General features: G+C 34.8%; 15 protein-coding genes, 1 tRNA gene and 1 pseudogene. 6 read left to right on the top strand and 11 right to left on the bottom strand.

Annotated elements, in window-relative coordinates; genetic code table 11:
- Positions 1–661 precede the first annotated feature (661 nt).
- Together QWZ06_RS24360 and QWZ06_RS24355 are read right to left on the bottom strand one after the other, a co-directional pair.
- Positions 662–733: transfer RNA gene (locus tag QWZ06_RS24360), tRNA-Glu, on the bottom strand.
- Between the two features lie 58 nt (positions 734–791).
- Entirely contained in the window at positions 792–2,078 is a 1,287-nt protein-coding gene (locus tag QWZ06_RS24355) for an N-acetylmuramoyl-L-alanine amidase family protein (protein WP_290301711.1), read from the bottom strand.
- A 53-nt stretch (positions 2,079–2,131) separates the two neighbouring features.
- Between QWZ06_RS24355 and QWZ06_RS24350 the strand changes: the two genes are divergently transcribed.
- The 3 genes from QWZ06_RS24350 (at position 2,132) to QWZ06_RS24340 (ending at position 5,682) form a co-directional block, all read left to right on the top strand.
- On the top strand, positions 2,132–4,717 hold the full coding sequence (locus QWZ06_RS24350) for a putative LPS assembly protein LptD (RefSeq protein ID WP_290301709.1): 2,586 nt from the start codon (positions 2,132–2,134) through the stop codon (positions 4,715–4,717).
- A 129-nt stretch (positions 4,718–4,846) separates the two neighbouring features.
- Positions 4,847–5,227 carry a RidA family protein gene (locus QWZ06_RS24345; protein WP_045491236.1) on the top strand — a complete coding sequence of 127 codons (381 nt, stop codon included), beginning with the start codon at positions 4,847–4,849 and terminating at the stop codon, positions 5,225–5,227.
- Positions 5,227–5,682 carry a hypothetical protein gene (locus QWZ06_RS24340; protein ID WP_290301708.1) on the top strand — a complete coding sequence of 152 codons (456 nt, stop codon included), beginning with the start codon at positions 5,227–5,229 and terminating at the stop codon, positions 5,680–5,682. The genes QWZ06_RS24345 and QWZ06_RS24340 overlap by 1 nt, the downstream gene beginning before the upstream one ends.
- 77 nt (positions 5,683–5,759) lie before the next feature.
- On the opposite strand, the gene QWZ06_RS24335 is transcribed toward QWZ06_RS24340, so the two are convergent.
- The gene (locus tag QWZ06_RS24335) at positions 5,760–7,292 is read right to left on the bottom strand and encodes a trypsin-like peptidase domain-containing protein (protein WP_290301707.1); all 1,533 of its coding nucleotides are present in this window, start codon (positions 7,290–7,292) and stop codon (positions 5,760–5,762) included.
- A gap of 349 nt (positions 7,293–7,641) precedes the next feature.
- Between QWZ06_RS24335 and trhO the strand changes: the two are divergent.
- Positions 7,642–9,011 (top strand): annotated as a pseudogene (gene trhO, locus QWZ06_RS24330) (oxygen-dependent tRNA uridine(34) hydroxylase TrhO).
- Positions 9,012–9,048: 37 nt separating this feature from the next.
- Positions 9,049–9,624 carry a 5-formyltetrahydrofolate cyclo-ligase gene (locus QWZ06_RS24325; RefSeq protein ID WP_290301706.1) on the top strand — a complete coding sequence of 192 codons (576 nt, stop codon included), beginning with the start codon at positions 9,049–9,051 and terminating at the stop codon, positions 9,622–9,624.
- Here the strand turns inward: QWZ06_RS24325 and QWZ06_RS24320 are convergent.
- On the bottom strand, positions 9,573–10,151 hold the full coding sequence (locus tag QWZ06_RS24320) for a hypothetical protein (RefSeq protein WP_290301705.1): 579 nt from the start codon (positions 10,149–10,151) through the stop codon (positions 9,573–9,575). The genes QWZ06_RS24325 and QWZ06_RS24320 overlap by 52 nt on opposite strands.
- Positions 10,135–11,316 (bottom strand): hypothetical protein, encoded by a 1,182-nt coding sequence (locus tag QWZ06_RS24315; RefSeq protein WP_290301703.1) that lies wholly within the window; start codon positions 11,314–11,316, stop codon positions 10,135–10,137. Before QWZ06_RS24315 ends, QWZ06_RS24320 begins: the two co-directional genes overlap by 17 nt.
- Before the next feature lie 183 nt (positions 11,317–11,499).
- Between QWZ06_RS24315 and QWZ06_RS24310 the strand changes: the two genes are divergently transcribed.
- Complete coding sequence (locus tag QWZ06_RS24310; protein ID WP_160136973.1) at positions 11,500–11,829, top strand: hypothetical protein; 330 nt, start codon at positions 11,500–11,502, stop codon at positions 11,827–11,829.
- Between the two features lie 160 nt (positions 11,830–11,989).
- On the opposite strand, the gene QWZ06_RS24305 is transcribed toward QWZ06_RS24310, so the two are convergent.
- The 6 genes from QWZ06_RS24305 to QWZ06_RS24285 form a co-directional block, all read right to left on the bottom strand.
- Positions 11,990–12,757: a TrmH family RNA methyltransferase gene (locus QWZ06_RS24305; RefSeq protein ID WP_290301700.1), complete on the bottom strand. Its 768-nt coding sequence runs from the start codon at positions 12,755–12,757 to the stop codon at positions 11,990–11,992.
- Positions 12,758–12,777: 20 nt separating this feature from the next.
- Positions 12,778–13,134 carry a CPBP family intramembrane glutamic endopeptidase gene (locus tag QWZ06_RS28045; RefSeq protein ID WP_353960045.1) on the bottom strand — a complete coding sequence of 119 codons (357 nt, stop codon included), beginning with the start codon at positions 13,132–13,134 and terminating at the stop codon, positions 12,778–12,780.
- Positions 13,125–13,568, bottom strand: coding sequence for a hypothetical protein (locus tag QWZ06_RS24300; protein WP_290301699.1), 444 nt, complete (start codon positions 13,566–13,568; stop codon positions 13,125–13,127). The genes QWZ06_RS28045 and QWZ06_RS24300 overlap by 10 nt, the downstream gene beginning before the upstream one ends.
- Positions 13,569–13,659: 91 nt before the next feature.
- Complete coding sequence (locus tag QWZ06_RS24295; protein WP_290301698.1) at positions 13,660–14,508, bottom strand: LytTR family DNA-binding domain-containing protein; 849 nt, start codon at positions 14,506–14,508, stop codon at positions 13,660–13,662.
- Positions 14,509–14,619: 111 nt separating this feature from the next.
- Positions 14,620–15,036 carry a hypothetical protein gene (locus QWZ06_RS24290; protein ID WP_290301697.1) on the bottom strand — a complete coding sequence of 139 codons (417 nt, stop codon included), beginning with the start codon at positions 15,034–15,036 and terminating at the stop codon, positions 14,620–14,622.
- A 12-nt stretch (positions 15,037–15,048) separates the two neighbouring features.
- Complete coding sequence (locus QWZ06_RS24285) at positions 15,049–16,542, bottom strand: DNA recombination protein RmuC (protein WP_378169322.1); 1,494 nt, start codon at positions 16,540–16,542, stop codon at positions 15,049–15,051.
- Positions 16,543–16,617: the final 75 nt, after the last annotated feature.

The following is a 16,617-nucleotide window of genomic DNA, read 5'->3' as shown; positions in this document are numbered from 1 at the left end:
AATTGCTGTGCCTGTTCTAAGTTATGGCTCTGTACTTCATCAAGAGAGTCATGTGCTAAAGTAAGTTCAAAGTAGTGGTGTTTTCTGGCACTCTGCTGTAAACGGAAGTGTTTAAAGTGTCTGATAGGTTTCCATTAACCACAATGTCAAGCTTAACCACACGGTTAATGCCTGCAATATGGTTCTCGGAAATCCTCTCAGAATTTGAGACATTTTTTTTCATTTGTATATCTGTGTGTTTTTGATGTTATATCACTAAAGGTAGATAAAATATCATGCCAGATATAATGTTTTTTGTTAAATTTTTAAAAGTGTAGTAGAACTACGATTGAGTTTTAATCGTTAAGATAGCTAAAACCATATTAAGAGAACTTTGGTTTTATCCAGAATGTAAAGCCCTATTTTACTACTGAAACCACTTTATTTACGTAATTCAAGCTACCATATGAATAACAAGCCCCCTCCGTTGTTTCAGTCTTGGTAGTGCCCCCTCTTTTTGAATTAAGAATTTTCTGTGATTTGTAGCAGTAAGCTAACTTTGAAGTTTTAGAGATTTTCTAAAGTGAGATATGTTTTTTTTAAAGTGGGATAAAAGTGGGAAAATGTATAAAATAAAAACCTTTAACCAGCTAATTTTCAAGCCGTTAAAGGTTTTAATGAGTAGCCTATAGGGGAATCGAACCCCTGTTGCAAGAATGAAAATCTTGAGTCCTGACCACTAGACGAATAGGCCTGAATTTTGAGGTTGCAAAAGTAAAAAAAGCTTTTGAAACTTCAAAATTATTTTTTAACTATTTGTATACTTTTTGGATCACGGTATTCTTAATTCCTTTACCTTCAAGTTCTTTCTGTAACTTTGCAGCATCCTCTAAAGTATAAACCTTTCCATAAGTATAATAGAAAACACCACTGTCTTTCTCTCTTTCTACATCTTTAAGGTTTTGCAGGATATATGAGTTTCCGTTCAGTTTTTCTCCCGAATAGACTTCTATGGTATAATATCCCATGCTGATTCGCTGGTTAGGCATAAATCCTACTGCAAATGCATTTCTGAATCCAGCATCCTTAGCTGTTTTAAGATTAATGTCTTTTACAGAAGCCATATTGGTGACAGCATAGTAATATTTGTATTGCCCGTTTTCCTTGATGGTAAGAACATAATTCAGACCTTTAAGTGCCGGATCATTCTCGTTGTATTTTGTAGGAGAGCTCATCAGTAATATTCTGAAATCATTCTTCAATGGAGTTTCAGCCGGTTTTTCCGGTTCCTGCTTTTTCATAGCTATAGATCCTCCGGATTTTCTGTCAACCGCTTTTTTATAATCAATGATTGCATCATAGATACTCTCTGCAATTTCGCTTTGACCTTTCTCAGAAGCAATATAATGGCTTTCTTCCGGGTGGTTGATGAAACCTGTTTCAATCAAAACAGAAGGCATGGCGTTCATACGAAGAACGTGTAGGTTTTTCTGGAAAACTCCTCTGGAAGATCTTTTATCCTTATTCACAAAGTTATCCTCTACCAATCCGCCTAAAAGAAGACTGGATTCAAGGTATTTACTCTGTTGAAGTTTCAATGCAATTAAAGATTCCGGAGATTCCGGGTTATAAGATCCGAAGGTCTGCTTATCTTTTTCATCCAGAAAGATTACGTCATTCTCTCTTTTGGCAACTTCCAGGTTTTCGTTGTTCTGGTTAGGTCCCTGTACGTAAGTTTCCGTACCATAAGCTGTAGGTCTTGCAGAAGAATTACAGTGAATTGATACAAATAAATCTGCTTTACTCCTGTTGGCCAGGTTCGTTCTGTCGGATAAAGAAGGGTACTCGTCAATCTTTCGGGTATAGATTACCTTAAAGTCTCTGTTTTTTTCAAGCATGGCTCCTACCTTTAGCGTAATAGCCAATGTAATGTCCTTTTCTGCAATTCTTCCAATGTCAGAATAAGACCTGTTGGCTCCATGGTCACTACCTCCGTGTCCCGCATCAAGAACTATAGTAAACTTCTTTTGAGAGAAAAAAAAGTTGCTGATTAGGATAAGGAGAAATGATAAAATTATTTTAAAATTTTGTTTGTACATCTTACAGTTATAAAAATTATATTAATTTTGAGCCTTAATTATATAGAATAAAATTGGCCAAAACCGTCCTCAAAAATATATTACAAATTTTAATTATCCTAATTTTTAACAATTTTTTAGCACAAAAAACACCTGAAAAATTGCCTAAAAATGCGGTTAATGATACTATTTCCAAAAAGGATACCATTGTTGCAAAAAAAGAAGCTTTAGATGATGTACTTCATACAAAAGCCGATGATCAGCGGCGAGATATCCCTAAAAAAATGACATTCCTTAACAAGAATGCCCAGGTAAAATATCAAGATATGCAGATCGATGCGGATTATATTTCCATTGATGACAATAAAAATCTGATCTATGCCAGAGGGAAACAAGATTCTTTAGGAAAAATCATAGAGCCTGTAATTACTACACAGGCTGGGAAAAAATATGAAACCAACGAATTCAGCTATAATACAAAAACCAAGCAGGCTATTGCTTTCAATGCACGAACAGAAGAAAGTGAAGGGGTTATTGTAGCTCAGAAAACTAAAAAATACAACGATTCGGTATTCGCGATGAGAAAAGCGGATTATACAACCGATGAATATTTTGTAAAGAAAAAAGATACGGCGGCAGATTACTTTATGAGAGCTTCCAATATCAAGCTGATTAAATCAAAGACGAAATCTCAGATCGTTGCCGGACCTATTCAGATGTATATAGAACAGGTTCCTACACCACTTATTATGCCTTTTGCTATATTGCCGTTCTCAGACAAACGAGCAGCGGGTATTTTGATCCCGAGTTTCGGGGAGCGAGAAGATGTAGGGTTTTTCCTAAACGGTATTGGGTATTATCAGCCGATCGGTGAGCATTTTGACCTTAAAGTACTGGCGGATATTTATACCAAAGGAAGCTGGAACTTACGTCCACAAATGAATTACCAGAAAAAGTACCGCTATTCAGGAAGCTTTAATGCGGATGTCGGAACTATGGTAAGAGGAATTAAAGGATTGGATGATTATACCAGAAACAGTACCTATAGAATCAACTGGACACACGCTCAGGATTCAAAAGCTAACCCTTTCCTGACATTCAGTGCTGCGGTGGATATTGTAAGTACCAAGTTCTATAACAACCCGCTTAACAATAATTATATTTTCAACCAGAATGTATTGAATACCCAACAGAATTCAACGGTAACTCTTACCAAAAGATTTCTGAAACTTCCGATGACCATTACAGGAACGGCATCTTACTCTCAAAACTTTGCAACAGGGCTGGCGGATCTTCGTCTTCCACAAATGAACGTTGCAATAAACCAATTTTATCTGTTTAAATCAAAAACAGGAGTAAGACAGGGGCTTCTTGAAAATATTACAGTAAACACTGGTTTTAATCTTACCAACTTTGTGAATACTCAGGAAAATGAGTTGTTCAAAAAGGAAATGTGGGATAAAATGCAGACAGGTCTTAAAAATAATATCTCTTTAGCAACCAATACTACTTTAGCTAAATATTTTACATTCAGTTTAAGTGCGAATGTTGATAATGCTTTAACCACAAAAACGTTGAACAGATACTATGATCCTGTAAAGAATTTGACCGTAGATGAAATCAACAAAAAGTTTGCTGGATATTCTTCATTCTCTACTACTGCGAGTCTTCAGACGACTTTATATGGAATGATGAAGTTTAAAAAAGGATCTGCTATTGAAGCTGTGAGACATATGATGACTCCTAGTATCGGGTTTACTTATTCTCCGGATTTTTCAAGTCCTGGTTTCGGATATTATAAAAATTATTATAATGCAATAGGTGCTCTTACGCCTTATTCCATCTTTGAAAAAGGAATCGTGGGAAGCCCGTCAAGCGGATTAGTAGGAGCGTTGGGATTCAGTATTGGGAACAATATTGAAATGAAGGTGAAGTCTAAGAGCGATTCTACAGGAGTAAAGAAAATTAAAATCTTTGAATCCTTAAACCTTACAGGAAGCTACAACTTTGCTGCTAAAGATCACCCTTGGTCTATTCTTACGATCAACGGTCAATCTTCTTTCTTTAATAATAAACTTACGGTTAATACGAGTCTTTCTCTTGATCCTTATAAAATTCAGTTCCTTCCGGGACAGGATACGGGAATAAGAACAGAGCAATTTGGTGGTTTCAGTGTACAAGGATTCAATATTCAGGTATCTTATCCATTAAGCAGCGAAATCTTTGGCGAAAAAACCGATTATGCTAAGAAGTATAGCTCAAAAGGTGAGATTCGAAATGAAAACTATTATTTTGATGATGATCATTATGCACGTTTCGATCAAGCATGGACTTTGAACGTGAATGCCAACTATGCGTATTCCAGACAGCTGAAAAGAGAAGGGAATAAAATTGCTTCTGTAGGTCTTGAAGGAAGCGTTAAGCTTACCCCTTACTGGAATGTTACAGGAAGTACTCACTATGACTTGGTGACTAAAGAATTGGCATATACAAGGATCGGATTTTCAAGAGATCAACGAAGTTTTACCATTAATTTTAACTGGGTGCCATTCGGACAATATAAAGTATATGACTTCTTTATCGGGATCAAAGCCAATATCTTAAGTGACGCATTGAAGTATAAAGACAGAAGCTTTACACAGCCAAATTCACCTTTCTAATATCAGATTGGCATTTGACAATATAAATTTTATATTTGCAACCAAAATAAATCTAACAAGATTATCATGAAATTGCTTAACTTATGATGGGTAATGAAAGATAATTTTACAAAAAATAAATATCCGTATATGAAACAAATAATCAATACAGTTAATGCACCTGCAGCTATCGGCCCCTATTCACAAGCTAATATGGCAAACGGAGTTTTATACATTTCCGGACAAATTCCTGTAGATCCTGCAACGGGTAAGTTGGTAGAAGGAATTGAAAAGGAAACACATCAGGTAATGAAAAACCTTGAGGCTATCCTTACCGAAGCTGGAATGACTTTTAAAAATGTTGTAAAAGCAACGATCTTCCTTAAAAGTATGGATGACTTTGCTGTAATGAATGATATTTACGCTTCTTATTTAGACGCAGAAAGCTATCCTGCACGTGAAACAGTACAGGTTTCTTGTTTGCCTAAAAATGTGGATATTGAAATCTCTATGATCGCACACCAGGATTAATGAATTTTATAAGAAATACATTTGCGGTATTGATGGGTCTTGGAATAACAGGGCTTATAATTACTCTTGGTATAAGAGCTTTCCCGCAATGGGTTACTTTCGAAGCTTTTGCTCCGTTTGAGCATTGGCAAAGATTTCTCTTCAGCATGAAAGACGATAAGGCCTTTTTTGGCTTTCTTTTATTTATTTCCGGATTGGGAACTACTATTGGAGGAGTAGCAACGGCAATCATCGTTAAATACGCTAAAGTGGCCTATGCTATTCTGATTGGTTTCATTATGCTTTTTATTGCTATGCTGGATGTGATTATTTTTCCCTATCATCCAACGTTTTATAAGATTTCGATCTTTCTTACCTTTTTTCCGTTTTCCTGGATTGGTGGTAAAATTGTAGAAGTCATTTATGAACGAAATAAACAAAAGAGAATCGCTGAGAAAATGAATAAACCTAAATAAATAATAAAAAAACGCTGCAAATATTTGCAGCGTTTTTCTTTGTTGATATGAAAATAACTATTGTTTAGTTTTATTGATTAAGGCATTTTAAATCCTTTAGTGTACATTCTTCCGTAGTCGTCTACAAATTTCACTTGTACATTCCCTTGATACTTATTCAGGATATTTTCGATGTCTTTTTGTGAATTCACCGGTTTCCCATTGATTTCAATGATAATGTAGTTGTCTACGATTCCGATTTTAGCCATTTCGCTTCCTTCTGTTACGTTTTTAGTCACTACGCCACTATTCAGACCATATTCAGTTTTGAATCTTTCCGTAAGAGGATCAAACTCAGCTCCGATTTTTTCAGTTACGCTAAGGTCAGCTTTCGTTCTGGTAGAAGTACCTCCTTTTTGGTCTCTTAGCGTTACATTGGTTGTAGCTTCTTTACCATTTCTAGAATAGGTTACCTGAACTTTGTCACCAGGGCGTTTACTACCGATAGACATAGAAAGGTCAGCAAAATCTGAGATGTCGTAGTTGTCTATTTTGGTAATGATATCTCCTTTTTTCAGACCTGCATCTTCTGCACCACTGTTGTCACCAAATCCTGTTACATAAACACCAGCACCTGATTTGATATTGGTTTTGAATTGTTTATTATAAGCTTGAACTTGTTGGTCATTGGAAAGATCTAATGATGAAACACCTAAGAACCCTCTTTGTACGATACCAAACTTCTTAATATCTTCAACAATTTTTCTTGCTAAGTTGGCAGGAACAGCGAATCCATATCCTTGATAATATCCTGTTGTAGACTGGATTGCAGAGTTGATTCCGATAAGTTCACCATTGGTATTTACCAAAGCTCCTCCGGAGTTACCCGGATTAATGGCAGCATCCGTCTGAATAAAGCTTTCAATTGGATTGCTTGCTTTTCCTTGGCTTCCTAAGATACCGATTCCTCTTCCTTTTGCAGAAACAATACCTGCTGTTACGGTAGAATTTAATCCTAGTGGATTTCCTACGGCAAGTACCCATTGTCCAACTTCAATATTGTCTGAGTTAGCAAAGTTTAAGTAAGGAAGTCCTTTTTCTTCAATTTTTAATAAAGAAATATCAGTATTAGGGTCAGTACCTACTAAAGTTGCGATATATGATTTTTTGTTGCTCAGAACCACTTCAAGTTTATTGGCACCTGCTACTACGTGATTATTCGAGATGATATAACCGTCCGGGGAGATAATTACTCCTGAACCCATCCCTGAAGGCATATTGTCCGGAGCCTGTTGTTGTTGTTTTTGTCTTTGCTGGCCTCTTCCTCCAAACGGGTCTCCGAAGAAATAGTCGAACAGATCCTGTTCACTGGCTCTGCTTGCTGTTCTGCTTTGATAATTTTTAATGGTAACTACAGCAGGAACAGTTGTTTTAGCTGCCTTTACAAAATCATCACCTACTGCACCCGTATTCATTCCTGCGAAGGAGGTGTTTGCGGCTGATGTTGTGAAATAAGATTGATCTCCATTATTGGAGCCATGTCCGAAATATTGTATAGCTCCAACGGTAGTAGCTCCTGAGATAACTCCGACTACTGCAAATGGTAATAGTTTTTTTAAAGTACTCTTCATTGTATATCTTTCTTGTTTATTAATTAATTTCTATTTTTATGTTTTTGAGTAAACAAATTTAATGTTAAATAAGTAAGCAATTAGTATGCTATGTTTCAATTTTAACTAAAATTTAACGGCTATTGTGTCATTTTATGCATTATGTCATAATTGTTAAGCTTCAGATTAACAAAAATTAAAAAAAAATTAAATGAAATATGACAAAATGTTGCCCTTATAAAGATAGTATAAAATACAATTCCTGCCTTGTTACCCATCATTGTCAATTATCATTGAGCCGATAAAAAGCCGTTAATTTGAAAATGTTTATCTTTGCAAAAATATTTTTCTCACTTAAAACGTTTATAGCATGCAACTGTATAACACCTTAAGCGCAGAAGAAAGAGCTAGACTTATTGATGAAGCTGGTAAGGAACGTCTTACTTTATCTTTCTATGCGTACGCTAAAATTGAAGATCCCAAAAAATTTCGTGACGACTTATTCTTAGCCTGGAATGCCCTTGATGCCCTTGGCCGTATTTATGTTGCCCATGAAGGTATTAATGCTCAGATGAGTGTTCCTGCGGATCAATTTGAGGCTTTCCGCGATACATTAGAAGTTTACGACTTTATGCAAGGAATTCGTTTGAATGTTGCGGTAGAGCAAGACAATCATTCCTTTTTAAAGTTAACGATTAAAGTAAGACATAAAATTGTTGCTGACGGCCTTAATGATGATACTTTCGATGTTACCAACAAAGGGGTTCACCTGAAAGCCCAGGAATTTAATAATATGCTTGATGATCCTAATACGATTGTAGTGGATTTCAGAAATCACTACGAAAGTGAAGTAGGGCATTTTGAAGGTGCCATTACTCCTGATGTGGAAAACTTTAGAGAAAGTTTACCGATCATCAATGAACAATTACAAGATTTTAAAGAAGATAAGAATCTATTGATGTATTGTACCGGAGGTATCCGTTGTGAAAAAGCCAGTGCGTATTTCAAACATCAAGGTTTCAAAAATGTATTCCAATTAGAAGGTGGAATCATTGAATATACCCGTCAGATTAAAGATGAAGGGATAGAAAGTAAATTCATTGGTAAGAATTTCGTATTCGATCACCGTTTAGGAGAAAGAATTACAGATGACATTATTTCGCAATGCCACCAATGTGGAAACCTTGTGATAATCATACCAATTGTGCCAATGATGCTTGTCACTTGTTATTTATTCAGTGTGACGAATGTAAAGCTGCAATGGAAAACTGTTGTTCTACAGAATGTTTGGATACGATCCATTTACCTTGGGACGAACAAGTGCAATTAAGAAAGGGCTTACAAGTGGGGAATAAAGTGTTCAGAAAAGGAAAATCTGATGCTTTGAAGTTTAAAAACTCAGGTGATTTACCTAAGGCTCCTTTGGCAAAAGCAGAAACTAAAAATATCCGTCAGAAGATATCTGTTAAAAAAGTTTTGGTTGGAAAAGCAGAACATTATTTCTCAAAATCAAAAATCGGACAGTTTTTAATTGAAAATAAAGAACTGTCAGTAGGAGATAAGGTGTTGATCTCTGGACCTACAACAGGTGATCAGGAACTTACAATCACTCAGATTTATGCAAATGGCGGACCCTGTGAAACGGCAAAGCAGGGAGATCAAATCACTTTTGAGATTCCGTTTAGAGTTCGTTTATCTGATAAATTGTATAAGATTCTTGAACCTGCTGAAAACGTATAATCTAAAAGAATTCGTTCAGTAAAAATAATATACTCTTATGTTGAAAGCTGAGCTTAGAAAAAAATATATGCAAAAAAGAAAAGCCTTGTCTCGTGATGAGGCTTTCTTGTTATCTGAAAAGATCTTTCAAAACTTCATGGCTTACTTTGAGCCGCAGATCGCTCAAAAGATCCATATTTTCGTCCCTATTGAGAAGTTTAATGAGATTGATACCCAAATCTTCATCCAATATTTTTTAGAGCATAATATCAGGGTCTTTGTGCCTAAGATTATCGTTGATAAACTTATTAATATTGAAGTCTTCAGTGATACTGTCTTTGAAACCAATAGTTGGGGAATTTCAGAACCTGTTTCTAATGAAGATTCAGGAGAAACAAATTTTGATTATGTGATTACTCCGCTTTTGTATTGTGATAGAAAAGGGAATAGGGTAGGTTATGGAAAAGGTTTCTACGATGGCCTTTTTCAAAGTGTATCTCCGGAGACAAAAAAAATCGGGGTCAATTATTTTGACCCCGATGAATATATTGATGATGTCTGGGAAAATGATATTCCGCTAGACTATTTGGTAACCCCTACCGAGGTACTGTCTTTCTTAAGTGGTTTGGAATAGAAGTCTAAGAAATAAAACTTGAATTCCTTTTTTAGCTTTGATGTTGACAGCAATATATACTGAGCATTCTTTTCAAAGTTGCCTAATGATTTGTTTTTATCATCAAAATATTCAACATTGAACTTGGCATAATCGAGTGTATCTTTTTTGTAGAATTCCTTATAAACGTTAAGGTCATTTACTTTGGCCGTTTTTACTTTCATACTGTCCAGTTCTTTAAACATCCTTTTGAATGTCATAGAATCAGGCTTGTGGAAATAACTTTCCATTTGGGAATAGATAAAACTATCTACTTCTGTATTTCTATTACCATTAATGTATAGAGTAGACAGGTCAAGGAGTTCCTGAACCTTTTGTTTTGTAATAGAGTTAATAGCCTGCATACTATCCATCTGTACGGCAGGGTAGCTCTTTGTATTATTGCTGTTTCGTAGTTTGTCAAGGTCACTTGCTTCCGTTTTTTTATTACAGGCAACAAATAAAGTCAGGAGCACCGTGAAAATTAAAAAATTATTTATTCTTTTCATCTGTGGTGGTAATTTTGAATTTAATGGATATGATCTTACCGTTATTGTCTTTTTTCATTTCTATTACATTCAGATTTTTTAATGATGTAGTAGGAGTGGTAACGAGGGTAATATACTTTTGTTTGTCTAGTCTTTCAATACCATAGGTGTTGTTGTCATAAACCTGATAAATGATGGCATTATTGCTGATCAGGTTTTCCAGTTGATTTCTCTTTTGTTTGATCAGGGCTACCTGCTCTTCAGGATTCCCATTCTTAATATCTTTTACGGAGAAATAATAAACAGCCATTTTATAATCATCCGGCTTGAGTTCTATTTTTTCTTCTTCAGGGGCATTTTCTAGATTTCTGTTGACTTCCAATGGTTCATAGAAAGGAGCGCTGATTTTCATTTTCAGATTTTTATCTTTCGTAGAATATGAAAAACACTCTCCAGGTTTTATTTTATACATCAATGGCGATTCATTTTCCTTGATCACCATAATCTCTAAGGTATTGATCACAGAAACACCTCTGTCTTTATCAATAAAACAGTACGTATAACTTTTAGAAAAAAGTACATCTTTAAACCCAAGTAAACCGGTTATGGCAATTAAAACGGAAGTGATCAATGCCCAAGCGTTCTTTTTGAAGAAATTTTTCTTCGTTGTAACAGTTGAAATTTCAACTTCACTTGAGTTGATTGGATTTTTTTTAATTTGTTGATTTTCAGTGTTTGATTTTTGTAAATCAGTATTTTCGATGGGCTGAATTTCGGTTTTTTGAGGCTGAATTTCAGTTTTTGGAAGATCAGGAGCTGAAGAAACTGTTTTTTCTAATTCATTGATTTCTTCTTCCTCAAGATTTTCAATTTCCTGCAGCAATTCTCCAGCAAAAAGATGTTGTTTCTTGAAATCGTACCATGAGTCGTAACCCGCATAAATACTCAATAAATTGAGCATATCAATTCTGGGTAATTTGATAACTGGTGAAGTTTTGAAATAGGTATAAAATGACTTTTCGCTGATGTTTCCTTTGGCTTTTTTGCGCAGGTCTTCCTGAAAATATATGATATCTATACCCTTCCATTTGGATATGTCATCCTGAGAAGGGGTATGTTCTTTTAAATATTGACCCTGAACGTCCTTTTTTAGTTGTTCAAAGTGTAATAGATCTAAATCTGTCAATTTTTTTTAAAATAATTAAATTGTTGATTATCAGTTGTCTTTTTTTGTAAAACTATTTTACAAAGGTATTACAATTATTTTTCATAAACAAATTTCCTAACTGCTATACCTTTGTCTTGTTCAAATAACAGAACAGAAGAAAATTTTATAAAACAATATTAACAAAATTAAATTTAATTTATTATGAAAAAGTCATTATTCGTAGCTGCTATCGCTGCAATCTCTCTAGTTGCTTGTAAAAAAACTGACGCTACAGCTACTGAAGGTACAACTGATTCTGCTGCTGCTAACGTAGCTGATTCTGCTGCTGTAGTTACTGATTCTGCTGCTAAAGTTGTTGATTCTGCTGCAACTACTGCTGTAGAAGCTACTAAAGATGCTGCTGCTGCTACTACTGCTGCTGGAGCTGAAGTTGCTAAAGATGCTGCTAAAGGTGCTGCTGACGCTGCTAAAGGTGCTGCTGATGCTGCTAAAGGAGCTGCTGATGCTGCTAAAGATGCTGCTAAGAAATAATTCTAGCGTAAGCTTAAAAATAAAAGAACCGTTTCCCAGTGAAACGGTTTTTTTATGCTTTATTATCAACACCTCCCTTATCTGTCCTTGCAAATCCGAAAGTGAAGCAATCTATAGTATAGAAAACAAAAGTAATTACCCAAAGACAGCACTCTCGTGCTTATCCTTTCTTTTGCTTTAAAGATTCATAACAAGTTATCGCTACCGCATTACTTAAATTCAATGAATCGATACTTCCTGACATCGGAATCAATGTGTTTTTACCTTTTCCAATCCAGAAATCACTTAATCCGGAATGTTCTGTTCCAAATAATACAGCGGAACGTTGTGTGAAATCTCTTTTGTAAAGATCTTCAGCGGTCTCATCCATCAAAGTTGTATAGATGTTGAAGTTGTTTTTCTGAAGAAATTCTAATGTTTCTTCATTTTCAGCCTGATAAACCTCCATTCCGAACAGGCAACCTACACTGGATCTGATCACATTAGGATTATAAAAATCGGTTTTTCCATCCGCAACAATCAAAGCATCAATTCCAAAAGCTTCACAACTTCTCAAAATAGCCCCCAAATTACCCGGTTTTTCTACTCCTTCAACAATGATAATAGTAGAGTTTTCCTTTGGAACGTAAGATGAAAGTGGCGTTTCTTTTGTCTGATATATTCCAATAATACCTTCAGAACTTCCTCTGTAGGCTATTTTTTCATACACTTTGTCACTTACGAAATGAATTCTTCCGTCAGGAAGTTTTTCTTTGAATATATTTTCACAGATAAAGAATTCCACAGGTTCAAAGCCATATTGCATTGCTCTGGCATTTTCCTGTTGCCCTTCTACGACAAAAACGTTTGATTTTTTACGGAATCTATTGTCAGTAAGTAATTTAGTGACATTTTTTACTTTTTCGTTTTGAAAACTTTCTATCAACATTTTGCAAAATTATGCAAAATTTATGATTGAATTTCCCTGCTTTTAACAAAAAGAGTCTTCCATGTGATCTGAAATTGTTTTTTGTTCTTCTTTTTATCGTAAATCGTAATCCCAATAATCAATACAATAGACAGTAACTTATACAGATTACCAAAAGTATTTCCGGAAACATTATCTGAAACATTGAAGAGTTCCCAATACAGATTCATGAGGAAATGAAGAGATATAGCTGCCCAAATATTAAAATTTTGTTCAAAATAGACCCATGCAAAAAATACGGAGCCTAAAAAAGTAATGGCAAATATTTCAATCAGTTCTGTGATATTTTGACTTTGATATAAATGTACCTGGGCAAAGAGTAATGATCCTAATAGTATTGAAGATAGAACCCAAGTCTGGTAAATCTATATAATGTACCGATAAGAAAGCTTCTGAATATTATTTCTTCAAAAAAAGCAGAAGAGATCGTATTGATGAATAGAGATTCAAAATTGAATGTACTGATTATTCTGAAATGTATTGCATATCCGATCAGCATGGGTAAGGTTCCGATAAAAGCTAAGTAAAAACCTTTAGCAACTGAATGATTCAAGGAAAATAAATCAAGGATATTCTTTTTAGGAAATAGGATTTTTAAAGTAATGATTAATGGAATCAAAGTTATAGAGTAGGCTACTACATGGGCTAGAGCTTTACTGTGAAATAGATCCTTTGTGAAATTCTGAATGCTTTTAAAACAAAATAAATCAAAGAAATAATAGATGATAAATCCTAAAATCAGGATAGAAAAGAAGCGAATGTTTTTACTCATGTTAAATATTTTTGAGCAAAAGTGGAGCTTTGTGGAAAGTGAATCAAAATAATGTGATGGGTGTCAAGAAATAGTGACGATTGACAACCTTTTATTTCTTAAGCTCTTGTAATAAAGGGATAATGGCAGATATGAAGCTTCTTGAAACGGGAACTTCAAAGTCGATCTTGGGTAATGTTAGTTTGTAGCCCTGAGCGTTACCTTTTATATTTCTTACTTTTTCAAGGTTAATAATATAAGAGCGGTGGCATTTCTTGATGAGATCAGTTTCTGTTTGCTGTAAAATATTGGATAAGCTTATTCTCAATAGTCGTTTTTTTACTTCATCATTTTCTAAATAGTATAAAGTACAATAGTTTTCCATGGATTGAGCACATAAGAAATCAGCTGTAGAAATTGCTATTTCTGTGTTGTTCACCAGAATGGTCAATATTTCAGCCTTTGAATTTCCAGTGTTGTCATTTAAAATTGGGGCAATGTTTCGAGCAATATTTTCATGGCTTTTCTTTAAATAGATATACCTTGATAAGACATAAATAGTAGAAATAGGAATGCCTACTGCTAAGGAATAAAGGAACATGTATCCATAATTTTCAAAACTAAGAGAAACTCTGCTGATAACTAATGAATTGTAAAAATAGGCTAGGATAGATCCCAAGAATAATATGATCAGTATTTTTAATAATTCTGAACCTATATTCCAATCATTGAGACGGGAAGTGTAAAGGTTTGAAATAAAAAATACAGCTCCAAAAATGATCGTGTAAGGAAAAAGAAGGAGATATTTATGAGGATGGTGGAAGCTTTCAGTTCCAAAGGGTTGAAATATAATCAGAAAAAGGTATACAATAATTCCTGCTCCAAATGAAGAGAGTAGAATTTCTGCAAACGACTCAGACTTGGGGTAAGAATGTGATTTTAAAGAAGGCAGATATTTCATGAGATCATCCTGAATATTTTATATCAGCTTTTGTAAAATTATATAAAATTACTTATCAAATGAAGAGATTTCTTGTTGAACAAAAGATTGCCTCTTTTGGTTTTTAAAGCATTAATGCTGCTCCTGGATTTTCTCAGGTGTTTTGATAAGAATAATACTTCCAATCAATAGTGAAAAACAACTTGCGATCCAGAGAAAGTATCCCGGGCCATATCCTGTTATCGGGAATTTGTGCCCTGCTTCATTCACTGTAATTTCACCTACGGATAAATAACAAAAGGTGAGTCCAAATGCAATAAGGCTGATCACTGCTGATATTTTTGTTTTCTTCAGTAGTAAAAAGAATGCCCCGATGAAAAGCAGGGGATTGGCCATCCAGGCTATTCCGCCACCATCCATTTCTGCCCAGCCTAAAAGAGCACAAGCAAATCCACTCATTTCATGGTCTTGAGCATACACAGCGGTGAATGGAAGTGAGGTAAAATAAAGAATAAGACATATTAACAAGATGAGAGTTGGTTTTTTCATAGTATTTGTTTTTTATTCTATTATATTACTGTTGTCAATAAGGCTTTGAGGTAGATCTTTTTTATTTTTTATACCTAATGACTTCAGTTTCTGAGTCTGGATCACAAGATTATCATTTCCAGTGTAAAGTTGCTTGTAAGCATCATTGTAAACATTTTTGGCAAGGTCGAGATTACGGCCTACTTTTTCAAGATTATCCACAAATCCAACAAATTTATCATATAATCGGGCTCCCCTGTCAGCAATTTCAAGCGCATTTTTGTTCTGATATTCCCGTTTCCAAAGATCGGCAATCAGTTTTAAAGAAGTGATAAGATTGCTGGGATTTAATAACAAAATTCTTCTTTCATAGGCATAGTTCCAAAGATTTTGGTCTGCCTGCATAGCTGCAATATAAGCGGGTTCACTTGGGATGAACATCATCACAAAATCCAGTGATTTGCCATAGTCATCATAAGCTTTTTGACTAAGCTGCATAATGTGATTTTTGATAGAGCTCAAATGCTGATTAAGCTTCATGGTATAAACATCCTGATCGGTTTCATCTACCAATTCTGTGAAAGCGGTAAGAGAAACCTTAGAGTCAATAATAACATTTCTTTCATCCGGATATTTTACGACGGCATCAGGACGCATTTTTTTACCCGAAAATTCTGAGAATAATGCTTTGTTATCTTCATCGCGAAGCTCATGTTCCAGGAAATATTCCCTTCCTTTTACCAACCCTGATTTTTCCAGGATACTTTCCAGAATCATTTCGCCCCAATTTCCCTGGGTTTTACTTTCACCTTTCAAGGCTCGGGTTAATTTTTTTGCATCTTCAGAGATTTGCTGGTTCAGTTCCGCAAGTTCTTTTACTTTCTCAGCAAGAGAGAAACGCTCTTTATTTTCCTTTTCATAAGCCTCATTCACTCTGTTTTTCAAATCAGTGATTTTTTCCTGAAAAGGTTCAAGAATGTTTTTTAGATTATTTTGATTTAAGGTGGTGAATTTTTCTGTTTTTTCTTCTAAAATCTTATTGGCCAGATTTTCAAATTGCAGTTTAGATTCTTCCTGTATTTTGGTGATCTCTCCCTTTTGAGTATCCAGTAACTTTTGAAGGTTTTCATTCTGAGCAGAAAGTTCTGAGTTTTTAGCAAAAAAATCCTGTTTTTCAGCAATAAGAGTCTCTATTTGAAATTCCTGTTTTAAGGTTAATTGTTTTTGCTCCTGAAATTGACTGTTTAATGAAGAGTGTTGTGCCGAAAGTTTGGCAAATTCATTTTTCAGATCATTCAGAAGATCCTGATGTTGGATATTGAGTTCCTTTTCTTTGTTGAGATTATGATCGAGTTCCTGAACTCTTTTGTTTGCATTTTCAAGATCCGATTTGTTTTTGATGTGTAAGAAGTTAAGCTCATCATAAGAGCTTCTTGAAACCATAGACGATTTCAAGGCAAAGTATAAGATAATGGCTCCCAAGGCTCCGCCAACAATACATCCAATAATTAAATAGGTCATCTCCATTCTTCAAAATTAGCAAAAAAGGCTGGAAGTTAATACCAAGTTATGAATTTCCGGAAGAAGGTTCTTATCATTTAC

The sequence above is a fragment of the Chryseobacterium tructae genome, from assembly GCF_030409875.1.
Taxonomy (GTDB): domain Bacteria; phylum Bacteroidota; class Bacteroidia; order Flavobacteriales; family Weeksellaceae; genus Chryseobacterium; species Chryseobacterium tructae.
The sequence above is the reverse complement of the archived record's forward strand: the minus strand, read 5'-3'. Positions and strand labels throughout refer to the sequence as shown.